Annotated in this window: 16 protein-coding genes, 1 tRNA gene and 1 pseudogene; 10 read left to right on the top strand and 8 right to left on the bottom strand. The window is 58.8% G+C overall.

The genetic code is table 11. The features are described 5' to 3' along the window. Positions 1-61: 61 nt before the first annotated feature. Entirely contained in the window at positions 62-733 is a 672-nt protein-coding gene (gene msrA / locus WA367_RS06950) for a peptide-methionine (S)-S-oxide reductase MsrA (protein ID WP_336056075.1), read from the bottom strand. 49 nt (positions 734-782) lie between these two features. After that, positions 783-1,106: a hypothetical protein gene (locus tag WA367_RS06945; protein WP_336056074.1), complete on the bottom strand. Its 324-nt coding sequence runs from the start codon at positions 1,104-1,106 to the stop codon at positions 783-785. Between the two features lie 210 nt (positions 1,107-1,316). Between WA367_RS06945 and WA367_RS06940 the strand changes: the two genes are divergently transcribed. From WA367_RS06940 to WA367_RS06915, 6 genes and pseudogenes are all read left to right on the top strand, one after another. Beyond that, a tRNA-Ser gene (locus WA367_RS06940) sits at positions 1,317-1,406 on the top strand. A gap of 143 nt (positions 1,407-1,549) precedes the next feature. Next, a complete protein-coding gene (locus WA367_RS06935) occupies positions 1,550-2,428 on the top strand; it encodes an AbiJ-NTD4 domain-containing protein (protein WP_336056073.1) in 879 nt (292 codons plus the stop codon). A 623-nt stretch (positions 2,429-3,051) separates the two neighbouring features. Continuing rightward, positions 3,052-3,999 (top strand): annotated as a pseudogene (locus WA367_RS06930) (ABC transporter substrate-binding protein); the annotation flags it as partial. Positions 4,000-4,112: 113 nt separating this feature from the next. Beyond that, on the top strand, positions 4,113-5,036 hold the full coding sequence (locus tag WA367_RS06925; protein WP_336056072.1) for an ABC transporter permease: 924 nt from the start codon (positions 4,113-4,115) through the stop codon (positions 5,034-5,036). A 13-nt stretch (positions 5,037-5,049) separates the two neighbouring features. Next, positions 5,050-5,898, top strand: a complete 849-nt coding sequence (locus tag WA367_RS06920) for an ABC transporter permease (protein WP_336056071.1) — start codon at positions 5,050-5,052, stop codon at positions 5,896-5,898. Further along, entirely contained in the window at positions 5,895-7,643 is a 1,749-nt protein-coding gene (locus WA367_RS06915) for a peptidase M14 (protein ID WP_336056070.1), read from the top strand. The genes WA367_RS06920 and WA367_RS06915 overlap by 4 nt, the downstream gene beginning before the upstream one ends. Before the next feature lie 177 nt (positions 7,644-7,820). On the opposite strand, the gene WA367_RS06910 is transcribed toward WA367_RS06915, so the two are convergent. From WA367_RS06910 to WA367_RS06890, 5 genes are all read right to left on the bottom strand, one after another. After that, complete coding sequence (locus tag WA367_RS06910) at positions 7,821-8,360, bottom strand: cell wall hydrolase (RefSeq protein WP_336056069.1); 540 nt, start codon at positions 8,358-8,360, stop codon at positions 7,821-7,823. Between the two features lie 159 nt (positions 8,361-8,519). After that, positions 8,520-10,022, bottom strand: coding sequence for a tripartite tricarboxylate transporter permease (locus WA367_RS06905; protein WP_336056068.1), 1,503 nt, complete (start codon positions 10,020-10,022; stop codon positions 8,520-8,522). A 3-nt stretch (positions 10,023-10,025) separates the two neighbouring features. After that, positions 10,026-10,457, bottom strand: coding sequence for a tripartite tricarboxylate transporter TctB family protein (locus WA367_RS06900; RefSeq protein WP_336056067.1), 432 nt, complete (start codon positions 10,455-10,457; stop codon positions 10,026-10,028). Continuing rightward, positions 10,454-11,422: a Bug family tripartite tricarboxylate transporter substrate binding protein gene (locus WA367_RS06895; RefSeq protein ID WP_336056066.1), complete on the bottom strand. Its 969-nt coding sequence runs from the start codon at positions 11,420-11,422 to the stop codon at positions 10,454-10,456. The genes WA367_RS06900 and WA367_RS06895 overlap by 4 nt, the downstream gene beginning before the upstream one ends. A gap of 30 nt (positions 11,423-11,452) precedes the next feature. Beyond that, positions 11,453-12,145, bottom strand: coding sequence for a GntR family transcriptional regulator (locus tag WA367_RS06890; protein ID WP_336056065.1), 693 nt, complete (start codon positions 12,143-12,145; stop codon positions 11,453-11,455). Positions 12,146-12,259: 114 nt separating this feature from the next. Between WA367_RS06890 and WA367_RS06885 the strand changes: the two genes are divergently transcribed. Both WA367_RS06885 and WA367_RS06880 read left to right on the top strand, forming a co-directional pair. Then, the gene (locus WA367_RS06885) at positions 12,260-13,222 is read left to right on the top strand and encodes a hydroxymethylglutaryl-CoA lyase (RefSeq protein ID WP_336056064.1); all 963 of its coding nucleotides are present in this window, start codon (positions 12,260-12,262) and stop codon (positions 13,220-13,222) included. Positions 13,223-13,235: 13 nt separating this feature from the next. Continuing rightward, positions 13,236-14,435 (top strand): CaiB/BaiF CoA transferase family protein, encoded by a 1,200-nt coding sequence (locus WA367_RS06880; protein WP_336056063.1) that lies wholly within the window; start codon positions 13,236-13,238, stop codon positions 14,433-14,435. 27 nt (positions 14,436-14,462) lie between these two features. Here WA367_RS06880 and WA367_RS06875 read toward each other — a convergent pair whose 3' ends face one another. Further along, positions 14,463-14,885, bottom strand: coding sequence for an ion channel (locus WA367_RS06875; protein ID WP_336056062.1), 423 nt, complete (start codon positions 14,883-14,885; stop codon positions 14,463-14,465). 425 nt (positions 14,886-15,310) lie between these two features. Here WA367_RS06875 and WA367_RS06870 point away from each other — a divergent pair, with 425 nt between their 5' ends. Together WA367_RS06870 and WA367_RS06865 are read left to right on the top strand one after the other, a co-directional pair. After that, on the top strand, positions 15,311-16,408 hold the full coding sequence (locus tag WA367_RS06870) for a glycosyltransferase family 4 protein (protein ID WP_336056061.1): 1,098 nt from the start codon (positions 15,311-15,313) through the stop codon (positions 16,406-16,408). A 21-nt stretch (positions 16,409-16,429) separates the two neighbouring features. Next, a complete protein-coding gene (locus tag WA367_RS06865; RefSeq protein ID WP_336056060.1) occupies positions 16,430-18,652 on the top strand; it encodes an amylo-alpha-1,6-glucosidase in 2,223 nt (740 codons plus the stop codon). Positions 18,653-18,778 lie beyond the last annotated feature (126 nt).

Below are 18,778 nucleotides of genomic sequence, written 5' to 3'. Positions count from 1 at the left end.
CTCTGGCATTACTGTTGCACGGGTGGTTGTAAAATTCACGCGGAATTTTATTGCGCGATGATCATTTCCCAGCCGGTGCAGAAGTCGGCGCCGGACAGGTGACGCCCGTTCCCTTTAACCCGCAATAGCCGCCAGGATTCTTTGCCAGATATTGCTGGTGCTCTTCCTCGGCATAGAAGAATTCCGGTGCCTCACGGATCTCGGTCGTGATCTTGCCGCCGCCGGACTTGTTCAGCGCCTGCTGATAGGCGTCGCGCGTTGCGCGTGCCGCTTCAGCCTGTTCGGGGCTGGTTGTGTAGATTGCCGAGCGATAGGTGGTCCCCACATCATTGCCCTGCCGCATGCCCTGGGTGGGGTCATGCTCCTCCCAGAAGAGCTTCAACAAGGCGTCATAGGAGACCTCGCCCGGGTCAAAAACCACCTTCACGATCTCCGCGTGCCCGGTCATGCCGGTGGTGGTTTCGCGATAGGTGGGATTGGGCGTGTAGCCGCCAGCATAGCCCACTGCCGTTACCCAGACACCTGGCACCTGCCAGAACAAGCGCTCGGCACCCCAGAAGCAGCCCATGCCGAAATAGGCGACCTCAAGATGGTCGGGACACGGTCCCTTGAGCGGATTGCCGTTCACATAATGGTGGGTGGAAGTCGGGATCGGCGCCTCGCGCCCGGCCAGAGCCTCTTCGGGCGCAGGCATCTTGCTCTTGCGCGATAGAAGATCATTGAGAAAAAACATGACGTTCTCCTTCATCCGCCTTGGGGCGGCCTGGTATTGGGTGCAGCGGCTAGAACTGCTCGGCCGCCATGCCGCGCATGCGCCGTGGTGGCCGGGAAGCGAGATGAAGAAGCCCGGCCAACACGCCGAAAACGAGCCAACCGGGCAGGCTCAGCAGCAAGATCATGCCCGGATCCCATATGACAGCCGGTCCGTTTTGCGTGAAATAGCTTTCGATGCCACTCAGCATCTTCGGGAATTTCGCCTGCCAGCTCTGCATCAACGGCGTAAAGGTCCATTCGGCTGTCGCGATCGAGCGCGTTGCATCCACCACTGCCATTATGACGGCAATTGCCAGCGCAATCAGCGACATGACATGAAGAACGAACCGCATTGGATGCCTACCCAACTATTACCATACCCAACAGATAGGCCTGCTGGCGCTTCAAGACAATCGGGCAGCAGCAGACAGGCATCATTTCGTGCATCTGACAAGGAAATGTCGCAAAGACGTCTTGGCACGAGCCGTCTTTTCGACTAGATGACCTCCCGGACGCGCCATATGCGTCGCCGACACAGCCATTTGATGGCGCGTCGGATCTGCGGAGAGGTGGCCGAGTGGTTGAAGGCGCACGCCTGGAACGCGTGTATACGGGCAACCGTATCGAGGGTTCGAATCCCTCTCTCTCCGCCAGTTTTTTTTGCCTCACACAACCCACTGAACGATAAAGAATATCTGTGAGATGTTTAGCTGACGGTGCCCCAAGGCGGTGCCCCAATAAGCCTTGCTTTTTTTGACCTCTCGAATCGTGCGATACTGCGGTTGTTGGGGAAGAAATGAGCATCGGGTCGATGACTGAGCAAATGAAACTGGACAGAAGGCTACTGACCTTTGAGCAGGCCGAGGGGCTTGTTCCTTTGCCTTCTCAATTGAAGGTCGGTGAAGTTACGAAAACGCTACGGGCGCGTCTTTGGTCGGCGTTTTTCAATCTTATTCATCGACACAAATATACCGAATACAGCAACGAGATAAGAAGCCCGCTTGCCCCCTTTGTGACACGTTATCTCGTCGAGGTTCGGGGTGTCATGGCAGACGAAATCGACTACCGGACGTGGTGGGTCGAACGCGCATTTAAACCAATATTTCAAGACGAAGGATACGGCAAACTGCTCGGCACCGTGGAGTGGTTCCTCCGCGAGATGCGCGAGCAGCATTTTCTGAAAGAGGTGGAGAGAGCACTCACCGCCGAACGGGCAGCATACCGCGTCCTAGATGGCCACTCCATCGTGCCGGTGGCATCCAAGGAGGAAGCACAGGCGTACGCGGATGCCATTGAAAACTTGCGCGTGGGCAACCGCGAACCGGCGAGGGCACATTTGGTCGCTGCGGGCTCACATCTTACGAAAGGCGACTATGCGGGAAGTGTGCGTGAGAGTATCCACGCTGTAGAATCCGTTGTGCGGTTGCTAACTGGAAAGGCGAAGTTCTCGGATGCGCTCAGAGAACTCGAGAAACGAAATCCGATGCATGGGTCATTCCGGTCGGCTTTGGAGAAACTTTACGGATACGCAAGTGATGAGCCGGGAATTCGCCACCCCCTTTTGGAAGAGAAGGATGCTCGAGTGACGGAACGGGACGCCTTGTTTGTGCTAGCGGTGTGTTCCGCCTTCATCACATTCGCGCTGGCTGGCTACTCGGAGACACACCACGGCTGACGCAAATGGCCCTTGGCATGGTGCTTCTGCTCGACAATCTCAAGTTGGGCTGGAGCGCGGAGAACTGGCGCCCCTGTAGACCCAGTAATCAGACACAAGGCCACCGATGTGGTCCCTGGTGCGTGGCATCGTGTGTGTCTAGCGTCCAAGCCACATGCTATCCCCTATGCTCCCACCAAGCCTCCTAGTCGGTCGGCCTCCTTCCACCTCTCCCTCCCTCCTCGCCTCACGGTCCCCCTCATGCATTGCCTGAAGGTTGGTGGTAGCTGAGGGTCGAAGTGGGAGCGTTGAGCTGGTCTTTTGATTCCAAGTAGGTGGCTTGAAGGACAGCCTTAAGGAAGCACAAGGCTCCGACTCATGGGATGGTGGGTCTGTGACCAACACCTACAGACTATGCATTACGGTAGCTTTGAGCCCCCTTCCGCATATAGTGTGGGTTAATTATTATCAGCAAAAAACCACGCTTCCATAACGCTTTATTTATGACCCGTGCGGCGTTCGTTACGCGCGGCGTTGAGCTAAAGCACGAAGGCCGCGACAGGGGCGCACCTGCAGCATCCACAATCCAAGCTGTAGCGGCCCAAATAGAGCGACAAGGTCCACCCCGAAAGCTTCCCCCGACCTCCTATGAACCAAAGGTCGGCGTGAAGCTTGAAGCCTTTGCCGATCACTGGGGCGGAGCACCGAAGCTCGACGCCGTCGAGTACCGCTTCATCTCGGAGCCGGCCACCGCCGTTGCCGAGCTGCAGGCCGGTCGTGTCGACATCGTCATCCCGCCGACCATACCGATCTCCATGGTTCCCACCATCGAGGCGGATGACAAGCTCGAAATCCGCTCCGTCACCAGCCCGACGGTCTATGCCCTGCGCTTCAACACCGGCAATGGCATCACCGCCGATGAGCGCGTGCGCAAGGCGATGATCATGGCTGTCGACCGCAAGGCCATCATCGACGCCGTTCTCGGTGGTCATGCCAAGCAGATCGCGTCTTTCCAGTCGGAACTGTCCTTCGGTTATGATCCGGAAATGGAGCCGCTGCCATTCGATCAGGCAAAGGCAAAGGAGCTTCTGAAGGAAGCCTTAGTGGCTGCCGGGGCACCAGTGCAGATCGACATTCGCGGCAATGACGCAACCTTCGGCGAAGTCACCCAGGCGGTTGCAAGTTACCTGCAGATGGTCGGGCTCAACGCCACCATCAAGCCCTATGAGACGAATGTTCTGCTCAACGACATCATTCCGCAGGGCAAGACCGGCGAAATGTTCCAGCAAAGCTGGGGCGGCTGGACGCTCGATTACGACAACACTGCCTACCTGATGTACCACACAGGCGAGCGCTGGAATCCGTATGACAGCGACGAGGAGCTCGACGCGCTTCTGGAATCGCAGCGCCCGATGATCGACGCAGAAAAGCGCGAAAAGGTGTTGCAGGAAATTGCGCGTTACGCAGCCGACCGTGCGCTTGAAATGCCGCTCTACAACCTCAATGCGCTCTATGGCGTCAACAAGCGTGTGAAGAATTTCGTCGCACCGCCTGACAGCCGCATGCGCCTCGACGAGGTTGAGGTCGAATAGTCCTCTCACGGGCATGAACTGCGGGGGCGGCACGCTGCCCCCGCACCCGAAGAACCTGACGCGAACCGCAAGCACTCTTACGGCGACGCGATTTCATTTTCCCGGAGACTCTGGTGGCCAGTTTTCTTCTCAAGCGCATCCTGCAGGCGGTGTTCGTCGTGGTCGTCGTCACGCTCACGGTGTCGTTCGCCATCCGCCTGACCGGCGATCCGGCACTCATGCTCTCTCAGGGCGCGGGCTGCGTGACAGAAGAGGATCTGGCAAATATCCGCGAGGCGCTCGGCCTCAACGAGCCGTTCATCTCCCAGTACTGGGATTTCATCGCAGGACTGTTCGTCGGCGATTTCGGTCGCAGTTTCCTTGGCGGAACTTCGGTTTCCCTGCTCATCTCCAAAGCTCTTCCTGCCACGCTGGCGCTTGCCCTTTCGTCCATGCTGGTGTCGATTGCCATTTCCATACCGCTGGGCATTCATGCGGCAGTGAACAAGGGCAAGACTGCTGATCAGGTCATCCGCATCCTGTCCCTCGTCGGTCTCTCATTTCCCAATTTCTGGCTGGCAATCATGCTCGTGCTGGTGTTTTCCATCATGCTGCAATGGCTGCCGCCTTCAGGCATGGGCGGGTTTGCCAGTTTCATCATGCCGGCAGTCACGATGGGCGTCATCCTCACTGCCACCAATGTGCGGCTTGTGCGCACCGCCATGCTTGAGACCCTGCGCTCGCAATATATCCAGGTGGCACGCGCAAAGGGCTTGAGCGAGACCAAGGTGCTCTACAAGCACGCGCTGCGAAATTGCGCCATTCCACTGATCACCTATTTCGGCCTTCAGTTTGGTGGACTTCTCGGCGGCATCGTCGTCATCGAGCGCGTGTTCAATTGGCCGGGCCTCGGCACGCTTGCCTTTGATGCGGTGGCTGGCCGTGACTATCCGGTGCTGCAGGCCGTCATCACCGTGCTTTCGCTGCTGATCATAGGTGTCAACCTGCTGGTTGATATCGCCTATGGGCTCGTCGACCCGCGCATTCGCAACCGATAGAAAGGACGCACTCATGACACAGGCTGTTTCGCGTTTGCGTCACTTCAAGAACATCGAGTTCATTCTAGGCATTCTCCTTGCCGGCACGATGACAATCGCGGTCCTGCTTTCACCACTGCTCTTTCCCGATGGCGGCGAGCAGATCAATCTCGCAGCGCGACTGACGAAACCGTTCACCGACTGGACGCATATTCTCGGTACGGACCCGCTTGGCCGCGATGTGCTTGCGCGCGTGGTTACGGGCGGCAAGATCTCGCTTCTGGTTGGCTTCGCCTCGGTTGCCGGGGCGGTCATTGTAGGCGTCGTCATGGGGTTGATCTCGGGCTATTATCGCGGCTTCTGGGACATGATTGTCATGCGCTTTGCCGATGTACAGCTGGCGCTGCCGTTCATCCTTCTCGCCATCACCTTCATCGCCATAGTGGGCGGCGGGATCGCCAACACCATCATCCTGCTCATCTTGTCGCAATGGGTTCAGTATGCCCGCCTCGTGCGCGGCGCGGTGCTCTCGCTCAATGACCGAGAGTTCATCCACGCGGCGAAGGCGATCGGCGTTCGGGACTTCAAGATCCTATTCCAGCATCTGCTGCCGAATCTTGCCGGGCCGGTCATCGTCCTGATGACGCTGAACGTGGCCACGAACATCCTTCTGGAAAGCTCCCTCACCTTTCTCGGCCTGGGCGTGGATCCGACGATCCCGAGCTGGGGCGGCATGCTTGCCGACGGCCGAACCTATCTGCAGAACGCATGGTGGGTCAGCGTATTTCCCGGTCTTGCCATCCTGTTCACGGTGCTCGGCCTGAACCTTCTTGGCGACTGGCTGCGCGATCTCCTTGATCCGACGGGACGTACCGAAACATGAGCGTGATCTTCGAAAAAACATTTGACCGCACGCTTGATCGCCTGGTCGCCGAATATGCCAATGATGCGTGGCGGGGTGCGGAGCTGGAGGCCTGGCTCTTCGAGGATGAGGCAGCGCGCCGCGCGGCCGAAAAGCATCTGACTGCAGCCGGTGTGACGGCGCGGCTGCACAGCGCCTACAAGCCGCTGGTGCACTTCTTCCTGGAAGAAGTGATGCCGGATGCCGCGCGCATTACCGTCACCTATCCGGTAAGCTCTGCTGCAGCCGAACAGCGCTTCCTGCTGGAAGCTTACCCGCTTGCCGGTATGGTCGGTGACGCTGAAATCGTTTTCGCTCCGGGGCCGGTCGATGGCCCGTTGGAATATGGCGTCGAGATCACTTCAGTCGATGGTGCGGTGTCGCAGCATATCGCTTTCACGCCGAACAGACTTGCAGAAGATCACATTGGTGAAGAACTGCTTTCGCCCTGTGGTTGGCTGCGCCTGCGCCATCCAGATGGCCGCAACATTGACGAGGCACTGGAGACTGATTTCGAACGCCTCTTTCTTGAGACGATCTCCGCCATTGATGCTCACCCATGGCGCGAAGAAGAACCCTACTTCGACGCGCTTCACATCCATGTTTCCATGCCGGGTGCGGACCAGCGGCTGCCGGTCGGCGAGGAGGCGATCAGCCTGCATGAGGCGATGCACGAGGATTTCTATTTCTCACTGCTCGAACTCTTCCAGAAGAAATCCGGTCGGCCGCTTGGATCGCGGGGGCTGCAGCCGGGGCAGATCATACCGGTAATATCGGCAGGCGACGGACCTCCGTCAGTGAAAGTAGAGACCCGCCCGCTGACCAGAGACGTCGCCCGATGGCCGACGCAGAAGCTGCACGAGGCCGAGGGACCTTTTTCGGTGGCCATGATCGAAGAAACCCTTGCCCGGATCGGCGGAGAGGCTTTCGAAGTGGTCTCTCCTTCCGGCCGTACCGTTCCGGCGCGCTATATAAGCGGGACTGACCACCCAATCATGCTGAGCGGCGGGCAACACCCGAACGAAATCTCCGGCGTCGCCGGGGCGCTGCGCGGAGCCGTGCTGCTTTGCGAGCGGGAAGACGCGCATTTTACCGTGTCTCCGCTGGAGAACCCGGACGGCTATGCCTTGCACTATACGCTCTGCCAGAGCCAGCCGCATCACATGCAACACGCCGCTCGCTACACAGCGCTTGGCGACGACATGGAATATCGAGAGACCGAGCCATTCTACGAGAAAGCCATTCGTCTGGAAGCTTTCTCGCGCACGCAGGCAGCGTTACACGTCAATCTGCACGGCTATCCCTCCCATGAGTGGACGCGTCCGCTGACCGGCTACATTCCGCGTGGCTTCGAGATGTGGACCGTGCCGAAGGGCTTTTTCCTGATTGCGCGTCACAGGACGGGATGGGCAGATCGCATGCGCCAGCTGCTTGAGAATGTGACGTTGGAGCTTGCGAAAGTGCCCGGGCTCGTCGCTTTCAACGAAGCGCAGATCAAGCTCTACGAAACTCACGCCGGGACCTTGCAATTCGAGGTCCTGAACGGCTTCCCCGTAACAATTACCGAAGTCGACCGCCACGGACCGCCGATGACACTCATTACCGAGTATCCGGATGAAACCATCTATGGTGACGCCTTCCGGCTCGCCCATGAAGCGCAGACGCGTACGGTACTTGCTGCCTATGAGGCACTTCAAAGCCTGATGGCAGATGCCGCGGTGGTGTAGAAGCGCGGCGTCACAGCGCGACTACAACGCGGGCTTCGTGAGGTGGGAGGGGCGACCTGAATTTTTTCAGGTCGCCGCCTGGAACATTTTCCAACTTACACAGTTGGGTCGCAGAATCCGAGCGATGAGAGAGATGCCGGATTTCGCGTTCATGTGATGGCACAGTTTCCCGGGCCCTTACATGGATGCCGTAAAATAGAATATGTGCCGACCGATCTGCCCCGTGCGTTCCAGCTTTTTTGCCCATCGGGGGAGGACGAAGTCAGCGTGATAGTGTGTTGACCTTGCCAGCGGCTGACCCGCATCACACTCTTTGGCTGCGCATTCGAATATGGAGCGCGCAACCTCGTCGGCCGTCTCATATGCTCGCGGCTCGTTGATCCTGTCGGGAATGTTGTCACAGGCAAACGAGAACTGGCATGCGTTTTTCATGTGGTCATTCTGGTAGACCACATCGCAGACGGTGTCCGGATAGTACTCGCTTTCGACGCGGTTGAGGATAACGCGGGCCACTGCCTTCTGACCGGCCTTTGGTTCTCCCCGCGCCTCAAAATAGATTGCCTTTGCCAGGCACTCGATTTCTTTCTTGTAGCTTCTAAACGTTCCTTCGTCTTGCGCCTGCGACAGTGATGCAGTTCGTGCGAAGGCTTCCTGAGGATTGAATGCAGTGCACAGCAGCCCCAAAGCGAGCAACATGCTCGCCATTGATCGCGTCATTCGCGAACCCCTTATTTCTGATGTTCTGGATGCGGGGCTTTTGCACAGTCAATTCGACAGCAGCTTGAAAATGAAGCGGCGAAAAAAAGGCATTTTCGCAGCTTCTTGATCTTCAGGAACCGCTTTTTACTTGATTTGCAGACTTGGCGAGCTGTCTCCTCAGGCGTTTTCTGCCTTCCCGGACCTGCGGAAGGAAAGTACAAGCGCGATGGTGAGCATGGTAGCGGTCAGCGCATAAAGCCCCATTGCTATCGGGCTTTGAAACAGGAAGGTGAAGTCTCCGTTGGAGATGGATAGCGCGCGACGCAGATTGTTTTCCATGTCGGCTCCAAGCAGGAGACCGAGTATTATGGGCACCAGCGAAATCCCGATCAGACGCAAGATGTAGCCAATCACGCCAAAGGCCACCATGACAAAGAGATCGAAGGTGGAGTGGCTGATGGAATAGACCCCCAGGAAACTGACCATCACCACGAAAGGCATGAGGATCCATTGCGGCATCGCCAGCATGCGCGTGAAGAGCCCGATCATCGGAATGTTCATCACCAAAAGAACGATATTGGCGATGTACAGTGCGGCGATCAGGCCCCAGACCAGATCGGGCTGGCGATCGAACAGCAACGGCCCGGGCTGGATGTTGAGCGAGATCAGCAGTGCCAGCATCACGGCGGTCGTGCCACTACCGGGCACGCCCAAAGTCAGCATTGGGATGAGCGCGCCGCCCGAAGCGGCATTGTTGCCGGCCTCCGGAGCGGCAATGCCGCGCGGGTCGCCCTTGCCGAACTTGCCGTCGCGCGCGCTCCAGCGCTGCTCGAAAATATAGGACATGAATGCACCGAGCGAGGCACCGGCGCCGGGTAGGATGCCGCAGACAAAACCAATCACCGACCCGCGGAGATTGGCCCATCCGCCGGAAAGCAGATCCTTGAGCCTTGGCAGCGCACGGCCCAGCGGGACCATGCGTGCATCGGAAAAGTTCAGCCTTTCCAGATAGACCAGCACCTCGCTGATGGCGAAGAGGCCGACAATGGCAACGATGGGATCGAAGCCGTCATAGAGATGATAGGAGCCGAATGTGTAACGGGGCGTTCCTGTAGCCGGATCAAGCCCGACACTCGCCACCATGAGCCCGAGAAAAGCCGCAAGAAGCGTCTTGAACGGATTGACCGAAGTGATGCCGCCAATGGTGGCAAAGGCCAGAACATAAAGGGCAAAGTAGTCGGCCGGTCCGAAATGGATCGCAGCTTTCGCCAGCAGCGGCGCAAATAGCGTCAGCCCCAGGGTGGCGAAGGTGGCGCCTGCAAAGGATGCGACAGCCGAGATGCCCAGCGCTTCGGAAGCCTTGCCCGCCTGCGCCATCGGATAGCCGTCCAGCGTGGTCATGATGGCAGGCTCGTCGCCGGGGATGTTGAGCATGATCGATGAGATGCGCCCGCCATACATGCAGCCATAATAGATGCAGGAGAGCATGATCAGTGCCGAGGTTGGCTCCAGCCCCAGCGAAAAGGCCAGGGGGATGAGGATCGCCACGCCATTGACCGGACCAAGCCCCGGAAGTGCACCGATGATGGTGCCGGCGAAGCATCCGAACAGCGCAAGAAGCAGGTTCGTCGGGGTAAGCGCGACTGCGAAGCCCTGCAGGAGCGCATCAAGAAAGCCCATGTCTCAGCTCATGAATTCGGGGAGTAGCGGAAGCGGCAGGTCGAGCAAATAGTCGAACGTAATGAAAAGCACCGCGCTCATCACGGCTCCGGAAATGGCGGCCTTCGGCCATGTCGTCTGCAACAAACGTCCAAGAAGCGTCACCGCAAGGAAGGTCGCCAGTGGAAAGCCGACCACTTCGAGGAAGCCGGCGTAGGCAAGAAGCAGTGCGATGGCTGCAGCCTGGCGCATCATGGGCCAGAAGCTTGGCCATTTCGGTTCGGCATCCGGCCGCAAGATGAGCGCGAGGCTCAAGACTGCAGCCGGAATGGACAGCATGATGGGAAAGGCCGCGGGCCCCAGAGGATCGCCGAAGCTTGCCTCGTAGCTGCCCGCGGTTATGCCGTACCAGATTGACAGCGCAAGTATCAGCGCGCCGACAATACGGTCTGTCACTTGATGACTCCGATCTCCTGGGAGATCTGACGCATCTGCTCGGACTGTTCGGCGACATAGTCGTTGAACTCCGCGCCACCGCGCCAGACCGGAACAAGGCCATTGCCCTTGGCGGTCTCTTTCCAGTCATCGGTCTGGTAGAGCTTTTCCAGACGGCTCACCCATTCCTCATAGGCTTCGTCGGAGACCTCACCGCCGGTATAGAAACCGCGCCAGTTGTAGCCGGTAACGTCTAGCCCCTGCTCCTTGGCCGTCGGGGAATCGGGGAATGCGGGAATGCGCTCGTCGGAAAGTGCAGCGAGGATGCGCACATCGCCGGATTCAACAAAGCCGGCGATTTCGCCAAGATCGGTCGAGACGATATCGACCTGGCCGCCCATCATCTGCGTGACGGCGGGGCTGCCGCCATCGAACTGCACCCAGCGGATCTTCTTGTAGTCTTCCCCCGAAAGACCGGCAGCCTTGGCCAGCATCAAAAGGCGGATATGGTCCCAGCCACCTGCGCCGGACGAGCCGGCCGAAGCGATGGAAGAAGGATCTTCTTTCAGCTTGGCAACGAGATCATCAAGCGTTTTCAGCTCGGATTCTGCCGGTACGAGAATCACGCCCACATCGGTGCCGAGCATGGCTACCCAGCGCATGACCGAGGTATCGGCTGGATATTTGCCCTGCGCGATCTGCGTCACACCAACCGTGGATGTGGCGACGAGCAGGTCCGCATCGTCCGGGCGTGCAGACATCACCTTGGAATAGGCAACGGCCCCGACGCCACCCGGCATGTTGGTGACCTGGATCGGATCAGGCACGATCTCCAGGTCGTAGAGCATCTTGCCAATGGTGCGGCAGGTGAAGTCCCAGCCACCACCCGGATCAGCGGGCGCAATGCATTCGGCAGCCGATGCTGCGGCAACCGACAGTGACGACCAGACGATCGCAGCTCCAAATATTCTGGACAGTTTTCTCATGTTTTCCTCCCATTGCAGTTGAACCCGGTTTCACGCGTCCTTTGACGACGCGAACCCCCTTGCACCGAACAGTCGACGCGATGCTTCGAGCGCTTCAACGATCTGTCGATGCACTTCCCTTCCATGGCGTCTCACAGCATCCGCGGCTTCGTCCTCCCGACGCTGGCGCACAAGTTCGATGATCTGGCTGTGCTCCTTGTGCGCGATGACACGTGATTCCTCGCTGCTGGCAACCAGCCAGCGGGCGCGTATCGTGCGGTTCACCGCATCCTGAACGCCGTCGCGCAGGAAGCGATTCCCTGAAAGGGCTGCAAGCTGGACATGGAAATCGAGCCCCGCCTCGAACCAGCTGTCCGGCGTGAACTCGCTCAACCCGCGATCGATCGTGGCGCGAATGGCATCGAGTGCATCATCGGACCGGCGCTGACAGGCCAGTCGCACGGCAGCATCTTCAACGGTCTCGCGATATTCGAAGATCTCTTCAAGCTGATCGAGATCAAATGGCGCGATGGCGTAGCCTCGTTCGGCGCGGATGACCAGACCTTCGCCAATGAGAGCCTTCAGGGCCTCGCGGATTGGCGTGCGTGAAACACCATAGAGCTGCTCAAGCGCCCGCTCGGACGTGACCTCGCCAGGCGCCAGCTTGAGAGACAGGATGTCACCGCGCATGCGTGACAATGCACGCATCGCCAGCGGCTGATCTCCCTGCCCTTCGTCGGCCATCAGGCTCCTCCCGATGATGCGCTCATTACGAACGCCTGACCCCACATTGACCATCATTACTCATACGGTATACCAATATGGTCGACCAAGGCAATCAGTCGGGAGGAAGAAAGATTGCAGCAGGCTCCAAAGGCTCATCCGCCACTTCCGGAACGCGTGGATATCGTAGAGGTCGGTCCACGTGACGGGCTGCAATCGGAGCCTGAATTCGTGCCCACCGCGCGCAAGATCGAGCTGATCAATGATCTCGTCGGTGCGGGCATCCGCCATTTCGAGGCGACCTCCTTTGTCTCTCCCCGGGCCGTACCTCAGCTGCGCGACGCGAAGGAGGTCATGCGGGGCGTGGATCGCAGCACCGGCGCGCAATTCACCACGCTTGTTCCCAATATGAAGGGGGCAGAACGCGCCATCGAGGCCGGCGTCGATGCGCTCGTGCTCTTCATGTCCGCCTCCGAAAGTCACAATCTGAAGAACGTCAACTGCACGCGGGAAACATCGCTGGAGCGTTTCAGAGAAATCTGCGCATTTGCCGCACAGGCCGACGTGCCAGTTCAGGGCGCGATCGCAACCGCGTTTGGCTGCCCCTTTGAAGGCGAAGTGCCGGTGGCGGAAGTGGTGAGGATTGCCAAGGCCTATCATGAAATGGGAATGCGCGTGATCTCGCTCGGAGACACGACCGGCATGGCCACACCTCCCCTTGTCCAGGAGCGATGCCGCGCCCTGCGCGAGGCGGTTCCTGAACTGGAGGTCACGCTTCATTTTCACAACACGCGCGGTGTGGGCCTTGTCTGCGCCTATACCGGGCTGTTGGAGGGGATCACCCGTTTCGAAGCGAGCATCGGCGGCCTAGGCGGCTGCCCCTTCGTGCCGCGCGCGACGGGAAACATCTCCACTGAAGACCTGGTCTACATGCTGCATGAATGCGGGGTTGGCACCGGCATCGACCTGGAACATCTGCTTGAAGCAGCACAACAAACCGAGACGCTTATTGGCCGCACATTGCCAGGGCAGGTCATGAAGGCCGGTTCTCGCCTGAAGACGCATTCCATGGATACGGTGGCCACGGCTAATGGTTGAGCACAAGTCTAAGATGCGCCGACCGCTGGAGGGCATTCGCGTCGTCGATCTGACACGCGTGCTGTCGGGCCCGTTCTGCACGATGATGCTTGGTGACATGGGCGCTGACGTCATCAAGATCGAGACTGCCAAGGGTGATCCTACAAGGGCTCAGGGCACACTCAAGGACGGTTTTTCCTGGTACTATGCGAGCTTCAACCGAAACAAGAAGTCGCTGGTGCTTGATCTTTACAGCGAGGCGGGCAAGCAGGTTCTGGAACGCCTTATTCGCGAAGCCGATGTGCTGGTGGAGAATTTCCGTCCAGGCGTGCTGGCGAAGATGGGTTTTGACGAAAAGCGGCTTGAGGAACTCAACCCAAGGATCGTTACTGCCAGCATCAACGGCTATGGTAGTACCGGGCCCTATGTCGACCGCCCCGCCTTCGATTTTATCGCCCAGGCCATGAGTGGTCTGATGAGCGTGAATGGTGCGGAGGGCACGCCGCCCATGCGCGTTGCCCAGCCGATTACCGACCTTGTTGCCGGCCTCTATTGCGCCTTCGGCATCGTCAGCGCCCTTCGCGCTCGTGACCTGAACGGTGTCGGCCAACATGTGGAGACCGCCATGATGAATGGGGCGATCAGCATGATGGCCTATCTCGCATCAGAACATCTGGCCACGGGCAAGCTGCCGGAACGAACGGGTAATGATCATCCGCTTGTGGCGCCATACGGGCTATTTGCAACCAAAGACGGCCAGATTGCCGTTGCTCCGTCCAATGACGTGATCCTTAAGCGGTTCCTGGACACGCTCGAGCTTGGGCATCTGATGGATGACCCGCGCTACGATACCAATGAGAAGCGCTTCGCAAAAAGGGCAGAACTCACTGACCTGATCACTCAGGCTCTTTCTCATCAAACGCAGGATTATTGGATCTCGCGCCTCAATGCCGCAGGTGTGCCATGCGGGAAGGTGCAGAACTTGGAAGAGGCATTGGCAGACCCACAGGCACAGGCGCAGGAAATGGTGATCGAGGTGGATCAGCCGAGCCACGGCCCTATCCGCATGTTGGGCTTCCCGGTGAAGCTTTCGGGCACACCATGCAGTGTTTCACTGCCCGCACCCGAACTTGGCGGCGATACGCGGGAAGTGCTTGCATCCTTCGGTTTCGACGGCGACGAGATCGATAACCTTGTTGCCGCCGCGGTCGTGCGAGAGGCGCGCAGCTTCTGAACACGCCGGGCCTCCGCGAACACCTCACTACTTGTTCGTCCCGAACTTCTCGCTCCAGGCCGCATAGACGAATGTCGCGGACCATGTGAGCACCATAAAGCCACCAAGCGACTGCATCATGCTGATCAGGCGGATGGGGCCGTCGGTCTTGATCTGCGTGTAGCCGAGCGTGGCATAATTGATTCCTGAAAAATAGATGAAGTCATTGGCGCTGCCGCTAAAGCTGCCTTCAAGCGAACCCGTCCATTCCAGCGGAAGAAGCATGGCGTAGATTCCGGCGAAGATCAGAATCTCGATCGTGTGGATGACGAGCAACCCGCTGAATATCACTATGAGGGTGAGATCCGCGGCACCGCCCACATTGCGCTTCAACCGGTCCAGACTGCGCAGCGCGTAGTGATGAAAGATGCCCAGGAAAAGGACCAGAATGAAGCCTGTCAGCAGAGCCATAAAACTACTCCTTGATACTCAAGTGTAACGGGCCTTCGGCATTTCAGTTTCAAGCGCTGTGCAACATGTGGCCTTGGCGGGTTTTTTCGGGAACTTCTTCCCTAGCTGCGCGTTCTTCCGTGCTGGCACTGAAAGCCAGCCTGCCAATTTTTTCGAAAATCAATGAATGAGGAGCGAATTTCCGCTCCGCTCGGTGATGCATGATGCGTTCGTGTGTTGCTTTCGTCGGGCAAATGTCATGCCGGCGCCAAGGCGCGGCACGGCAGCGGACATGCTTGCCGAAACCAATGCCGGTCGCCTCGGCATCGTACCTGCACAGGAGGGAAGCCGCACCAGAAGCTGCCTGACATGACTTCGCACACAGAAGAAAACGCGCGGCATGACCCAAAGCGGTCTTCGCCGATACTTTCTCAGGAGTTGATTGGATGAAGATTGCGCAAATTGCCCCCCTCGCCGAATGCGTACCGCCAAAGCTTTATGGTGGTACGGAACGCATCGTGTCATTCCTGACCGAAGAGCTTGTCCGACAGGGCCATGAGGTAACGCTCTTCGCCAGCGGAGATTCGGTCACATCGGCAGAACTCGTGGCCTGTTGCGACATGGCATTGCGGTTGAACCCTGCCGTCCGTGATCCCTTGCCTTACCACATAATGATGCTGGAACATGTGCGGCGGCGTGCTCAAGAATTCGATGTTCTCCATTTCCATATCGATCTGCTGCATTTTCCGCTGATCAAGGAATTCGCGCATCGGACGGTTACCACCCTGCACGGGCGGCTTGACCTGCCGGATCTCAAACCTTTCTACCAGGCGTACCCTGACATCCCCCTAGTCTCGATCAGTAACGATCAGCGCAAACCGATGCCGCCGGTCAACTGGTCCGGCACGGTGTTGCATGGCCTGCCGCTTGACCTGCTGCCCTACACTGCCAAGCCGAAGGGGGATTATTTTGCCTTTCTCGGGCGGATCTCACCTGAGAAGCGTCCCGACAGGGCCATCGAGATTGCCAACCGGACCGGCATCCCACTGAAAATTGCAGCCAAGGTGGACAAGGCCGACCAAGCCTATTGGGACGAGATGATCGCGCCCCTTGTGGCCAGCAGCCCCCTTGTCGAGTTCATCGGCGAGATCAACGAGCATCAGAAGGCGGACTTCCTCGGGAATGCACGGGCGCTGCTGTTTCCCATCGACTGGCCAGAACCTTTCGGCCTGGTGATGATAGAGGCGATGGCTTGCGGAACGCCTGTCATTGCCTTCCCCTGCGGGGCCGTTCCCGAGGTCATTGATGACGGTGTTTCGGGTTTCATTGTCAGGGACATGGATGAAGCCATATCAGCTGCGGGACGACTGCACGCACTTGACCGTGGCGTGGTGCGGCAAACATTTGAACGGCGCTTTTCGGCAGAGCGCATGGCAAGAGATTACCTGTCCATCTATAGTTCCTTACCGGGGCTGCGCAGGCAAAGCGTTCAGCCACCGCTGATCACGAGCCCGCAGCAGCCTGACCTTCAGGTCGTAGCCTGATGACGAACGCGGAGTGAGATCATGACAAAGCCCGCTGAAGCGGCCACGCTCTCGCATGTCCATCTGCCGGGTAATGCGGGGGCACCGGAGCTTGCGCAATTTTTCATCCCCGCCGCAGCCTCCCTGCAGGAGCGACGCCCCAGAACCCTGAAGCATGGCGATACATTCGCAGTCTTCGATCACAATGGTGACGTGCTTTCCGGACCCGGAAGCCCGGAAGGCGTCTTCCATCGGGATACACGCCACCTGTCGCATCTCTACCTGACGGTGGATGGTGCGCGGCCCCTGCTCCTCAGTTCCACCCTCAGGGATGATAACGCTACCCTGACCTGCGACCTCACCAATCCCGACCTTTACGACGACGATGGCCGGGTGGTCTTGGAGCATGATCTGCTGCATCTGCGCCGTACCCGCTTTCTCTGGCAGGGCTCGTGCCTTGAGCGGATCGTGGTGCGCAATTATGACGAACGGCGCCAGCGGGTTTCAATCGGGATCAAGTTCTCGGCGGATTTCGCCGACCTGTTCGAGGTTCGCGGCAGCAAACGCGAGAAACGAGGGACCGATCATGAGCCCGAGATCGGTGAGAACCTCGTCTGGCTACGCTATACCGGCCTGGACAGGCGCAAGCGCACCACGCGATTGAGCTTTGACCCCAATCCTACCAGCCTCACGGCGGAGGAAGCACTCTATTCCTTCGAGCTTGAGCCGGGCGAACGCAAATCGATCTTCATGGAAGTGCGTTGCAGCACCGAAGGCGAGCAGCAGGCGGCCAGCCGAAGCTTTTTCACCTCGCTCCGATGCGCCAGGCGGGAACTGCGAAACTCTGCGTCCAGAGCAGCAGCCATCGTGACCTCGAACGAAATCTTCAACGAGGCTGTGCGGCGTAGTGTCTCCGACCTCTACATGCTGATCACGGATACGCCACATGGCCCCTACCCCTATGCGGGCATACCGTGGTTTTCGACTTTTTTCGGACGGGACGCCCTGATTACGGCGCTGGAAACACTTTGGCTTGATCCGACGATCGCGAAAGGCGTCTTGAGCTATCTCGCGGCGCATCAGGCCAGAGAAGTGAATGCGGAAGCGGACTCGGAACCGGGCAAAATCCTGCACGAGGTGCGCCAGGGCGAGATGGCGGAGCTCGGCGAGGTGCCTTTCCGCCACTACTATGGCAGCATCGACTCGACGCCGCTCTTCGTGATGCTGGCTGGCGCCTATTATCGACGCACCCACGACCTCTCGCTGATCAAGCGCATCTGGCCCAATATCGAGGCAGCCCTCCACTGGATCGACGAATACGGTGACCGGGATGGCGACGGTTTCATCGAGTACGGGCGCCAGACCGATGAGGGGCTGGCCAATCAAGGCTGGAAAGACAGCCACGATTCCATCTTTCATGAGGACGGAACGCTTGCGAAGGGGCCGATCGCACTGGCCGAAGCTCAGGCCTACGCTTTCGGGGCCTGGGAGGCGGCAGCGGAGCTTGCCCGTGCACTGGGTCTTACAGATCGCGCCCAGGCTTGTGAGGCGCGAGCAGTGACGCTGCGCGAAACCTTCGACATGACCTTCTTTGACGAAGAATTGGGTACCTACGTTCTGGCGCTGGATGGCGACAAGCGTCCCTGCCGGGTGCGTTCTTCCAATGCCGGGCATGCCCTATTTACCGGGATTGCATTCCCGGAGCGGGCGGAGCAGGTTGTCGACACGATGATGGGAGCAACATCCTTCTGTGGCTGGGGCGTTCGCACCATCGCTTCAGGCGAAGCGCGCTACAATCCGATGAGCTACCATAACGGGTCGATCTGGCCGCATGACAATGCACTGATTGTAGCCGGGTTTGCCCGTTATGGCTTCCAGGACAAGGCGATGCGCGTCTTCGAGGGCATGTTTGCCGCTTCGACTTATGTGGATTTACGCAGATTGCCTGAACTGTTTTGCGGCTTCTCGCGCCAAAGAGCGCATGGGCCGACATTCTACCCGGTGGCTTGCATACCGCAGGCCTGGTCGGCAGCCGCGCCACTATCGATGCTGCAAAGCTGTGTTGGGCTGCAGTTCAGTCCGGCTGAACAGACCATAACCTTCGATGGGCCGGTCTTGCCGTCATTTCTGGAAGAGGTAACGCTGAAGGGTCTGACCATTGGCGACGCGCGCGTCACGGTCGGCCTGCGCAGGTCCGGGCGAAATGTGGTGGTGGATATCCACGATCAGGAAGGCAGCGTGAACGTGCTTGCCAACATGGCCTGACCTCAAAACGGAGGTGGCGCAGCCGCCTCCGTTAGCATGGTGCTGTCCGGGTTCAGCACCAATGAGACAATTTCGGCTTAACGGATAGAGGAGGATTTCTGGCTCATCGTAGCCCTTCAAGGAGCG

Origin of the sequence: Nitratireductor sp. CH_MIT9313-5, from assembly GCF_037029545.1 — a bacterium.
Classification (GTDB): Bacteria; Pseudomonadota; Alphaproteobacteria; order Rhizobiales; family Rhizobiaceae; genus Chelativorans.
This window is presented reverse-complemented; position numbering and strand designations above follow the sequence as displayed.

Bases quoted from the DNA above. Each gene is read 5' to 3' on its own strand.
- WA367_RS06915 (WP_336056070.1), top strand. From the start codon at position 5,895: ATGAGCGTGATCTTCGAAAAAACATTTGACCGCACGCTTGATCGCCTG.
- WA367_RS06895 (WP_336056066.1), bottom strand. From the start codon at position 11,422: ATGAGAAAACTGTCCAGAATATTTGGAGCTGCGATCGTCTGGTCGTCA.
- WA367_RS06905 (WP_336056068.1), bottom strand. From the start codon at position 10,022: ATGGGCTTTCTTGATGCGCTCCTGCAGGGCTTCGCAGTCGCGCTTACC.
- WA367_RS06865 (WP_336056060.1), top strand. From the start codon at position 16,430: ATGACAAAGCCCGCTGAAGCGGCCACGCTCTCGCATGTCCATCTGCCG.
- WA367_RS06945 (WP_336056074.1), bottom strand. From the start codon at position 1,106: ATGCGGTTCGTTCTTCATGTCATGTCGCTGATTGCGCTGGCAATTGCC.
- WA367_RS06875 (WP_336056062.1), bottom strand. From the start codon at position 14,885: ATGGCTCTGCTGACAGGCTTCATTCTGGTCCTTTTCCTGGGCATCTTT.
- WA367_RS06880 (WP_336056063.1), top strand. From the start codon at position 13,236: ATGCGCCGACCGCTGGAGGGCATTCGCGTCGTCGATCTGACACGCGTG.
- WA367_RS06890 (WP_336056065.1), bottom strand. From the start codon at position 12,145: ATGGCCGACGAAGGGCAGGGAGATCAGCCGCTGGCGATGCGTGCATTG.
- WA367_RS06935 (WP_336056073.1), top strand. From the start codon at position 1,550: ATGAGCATCGGGTCGATGACTGAGCAAATGAAACTGGACAGAAGGCTA.
- msrA (WP_336056075.1), bottom strand. From the start codon at position 733: ATGTTTTTTCTCAATGATCTTCTATCGCGCAAGAGCAAGATGCCTGCG.
- WA367_RS06920 (WP_336056071.1), top strand. From the start codon at position 5,050: ATGACACAGGCTGTTTCGCGTTTGCGTCACTTCAAGAACATCGAGTTC.
- WA367_RS06910 (WP_336056069.1), bottom strand. From the start codon at position 8,360: ATGACGCGATCAATGGCGAGCATGTTGCTCGCTTTGGGGCTGCTGTGC.
- WA367_RS06870 (WP_336056061.1), top strand. From the start codon at position 15,311: ATGAAGATTGCGCAAATTGCCCCCCTCGCCGAATGCGTACCGCCAAAG.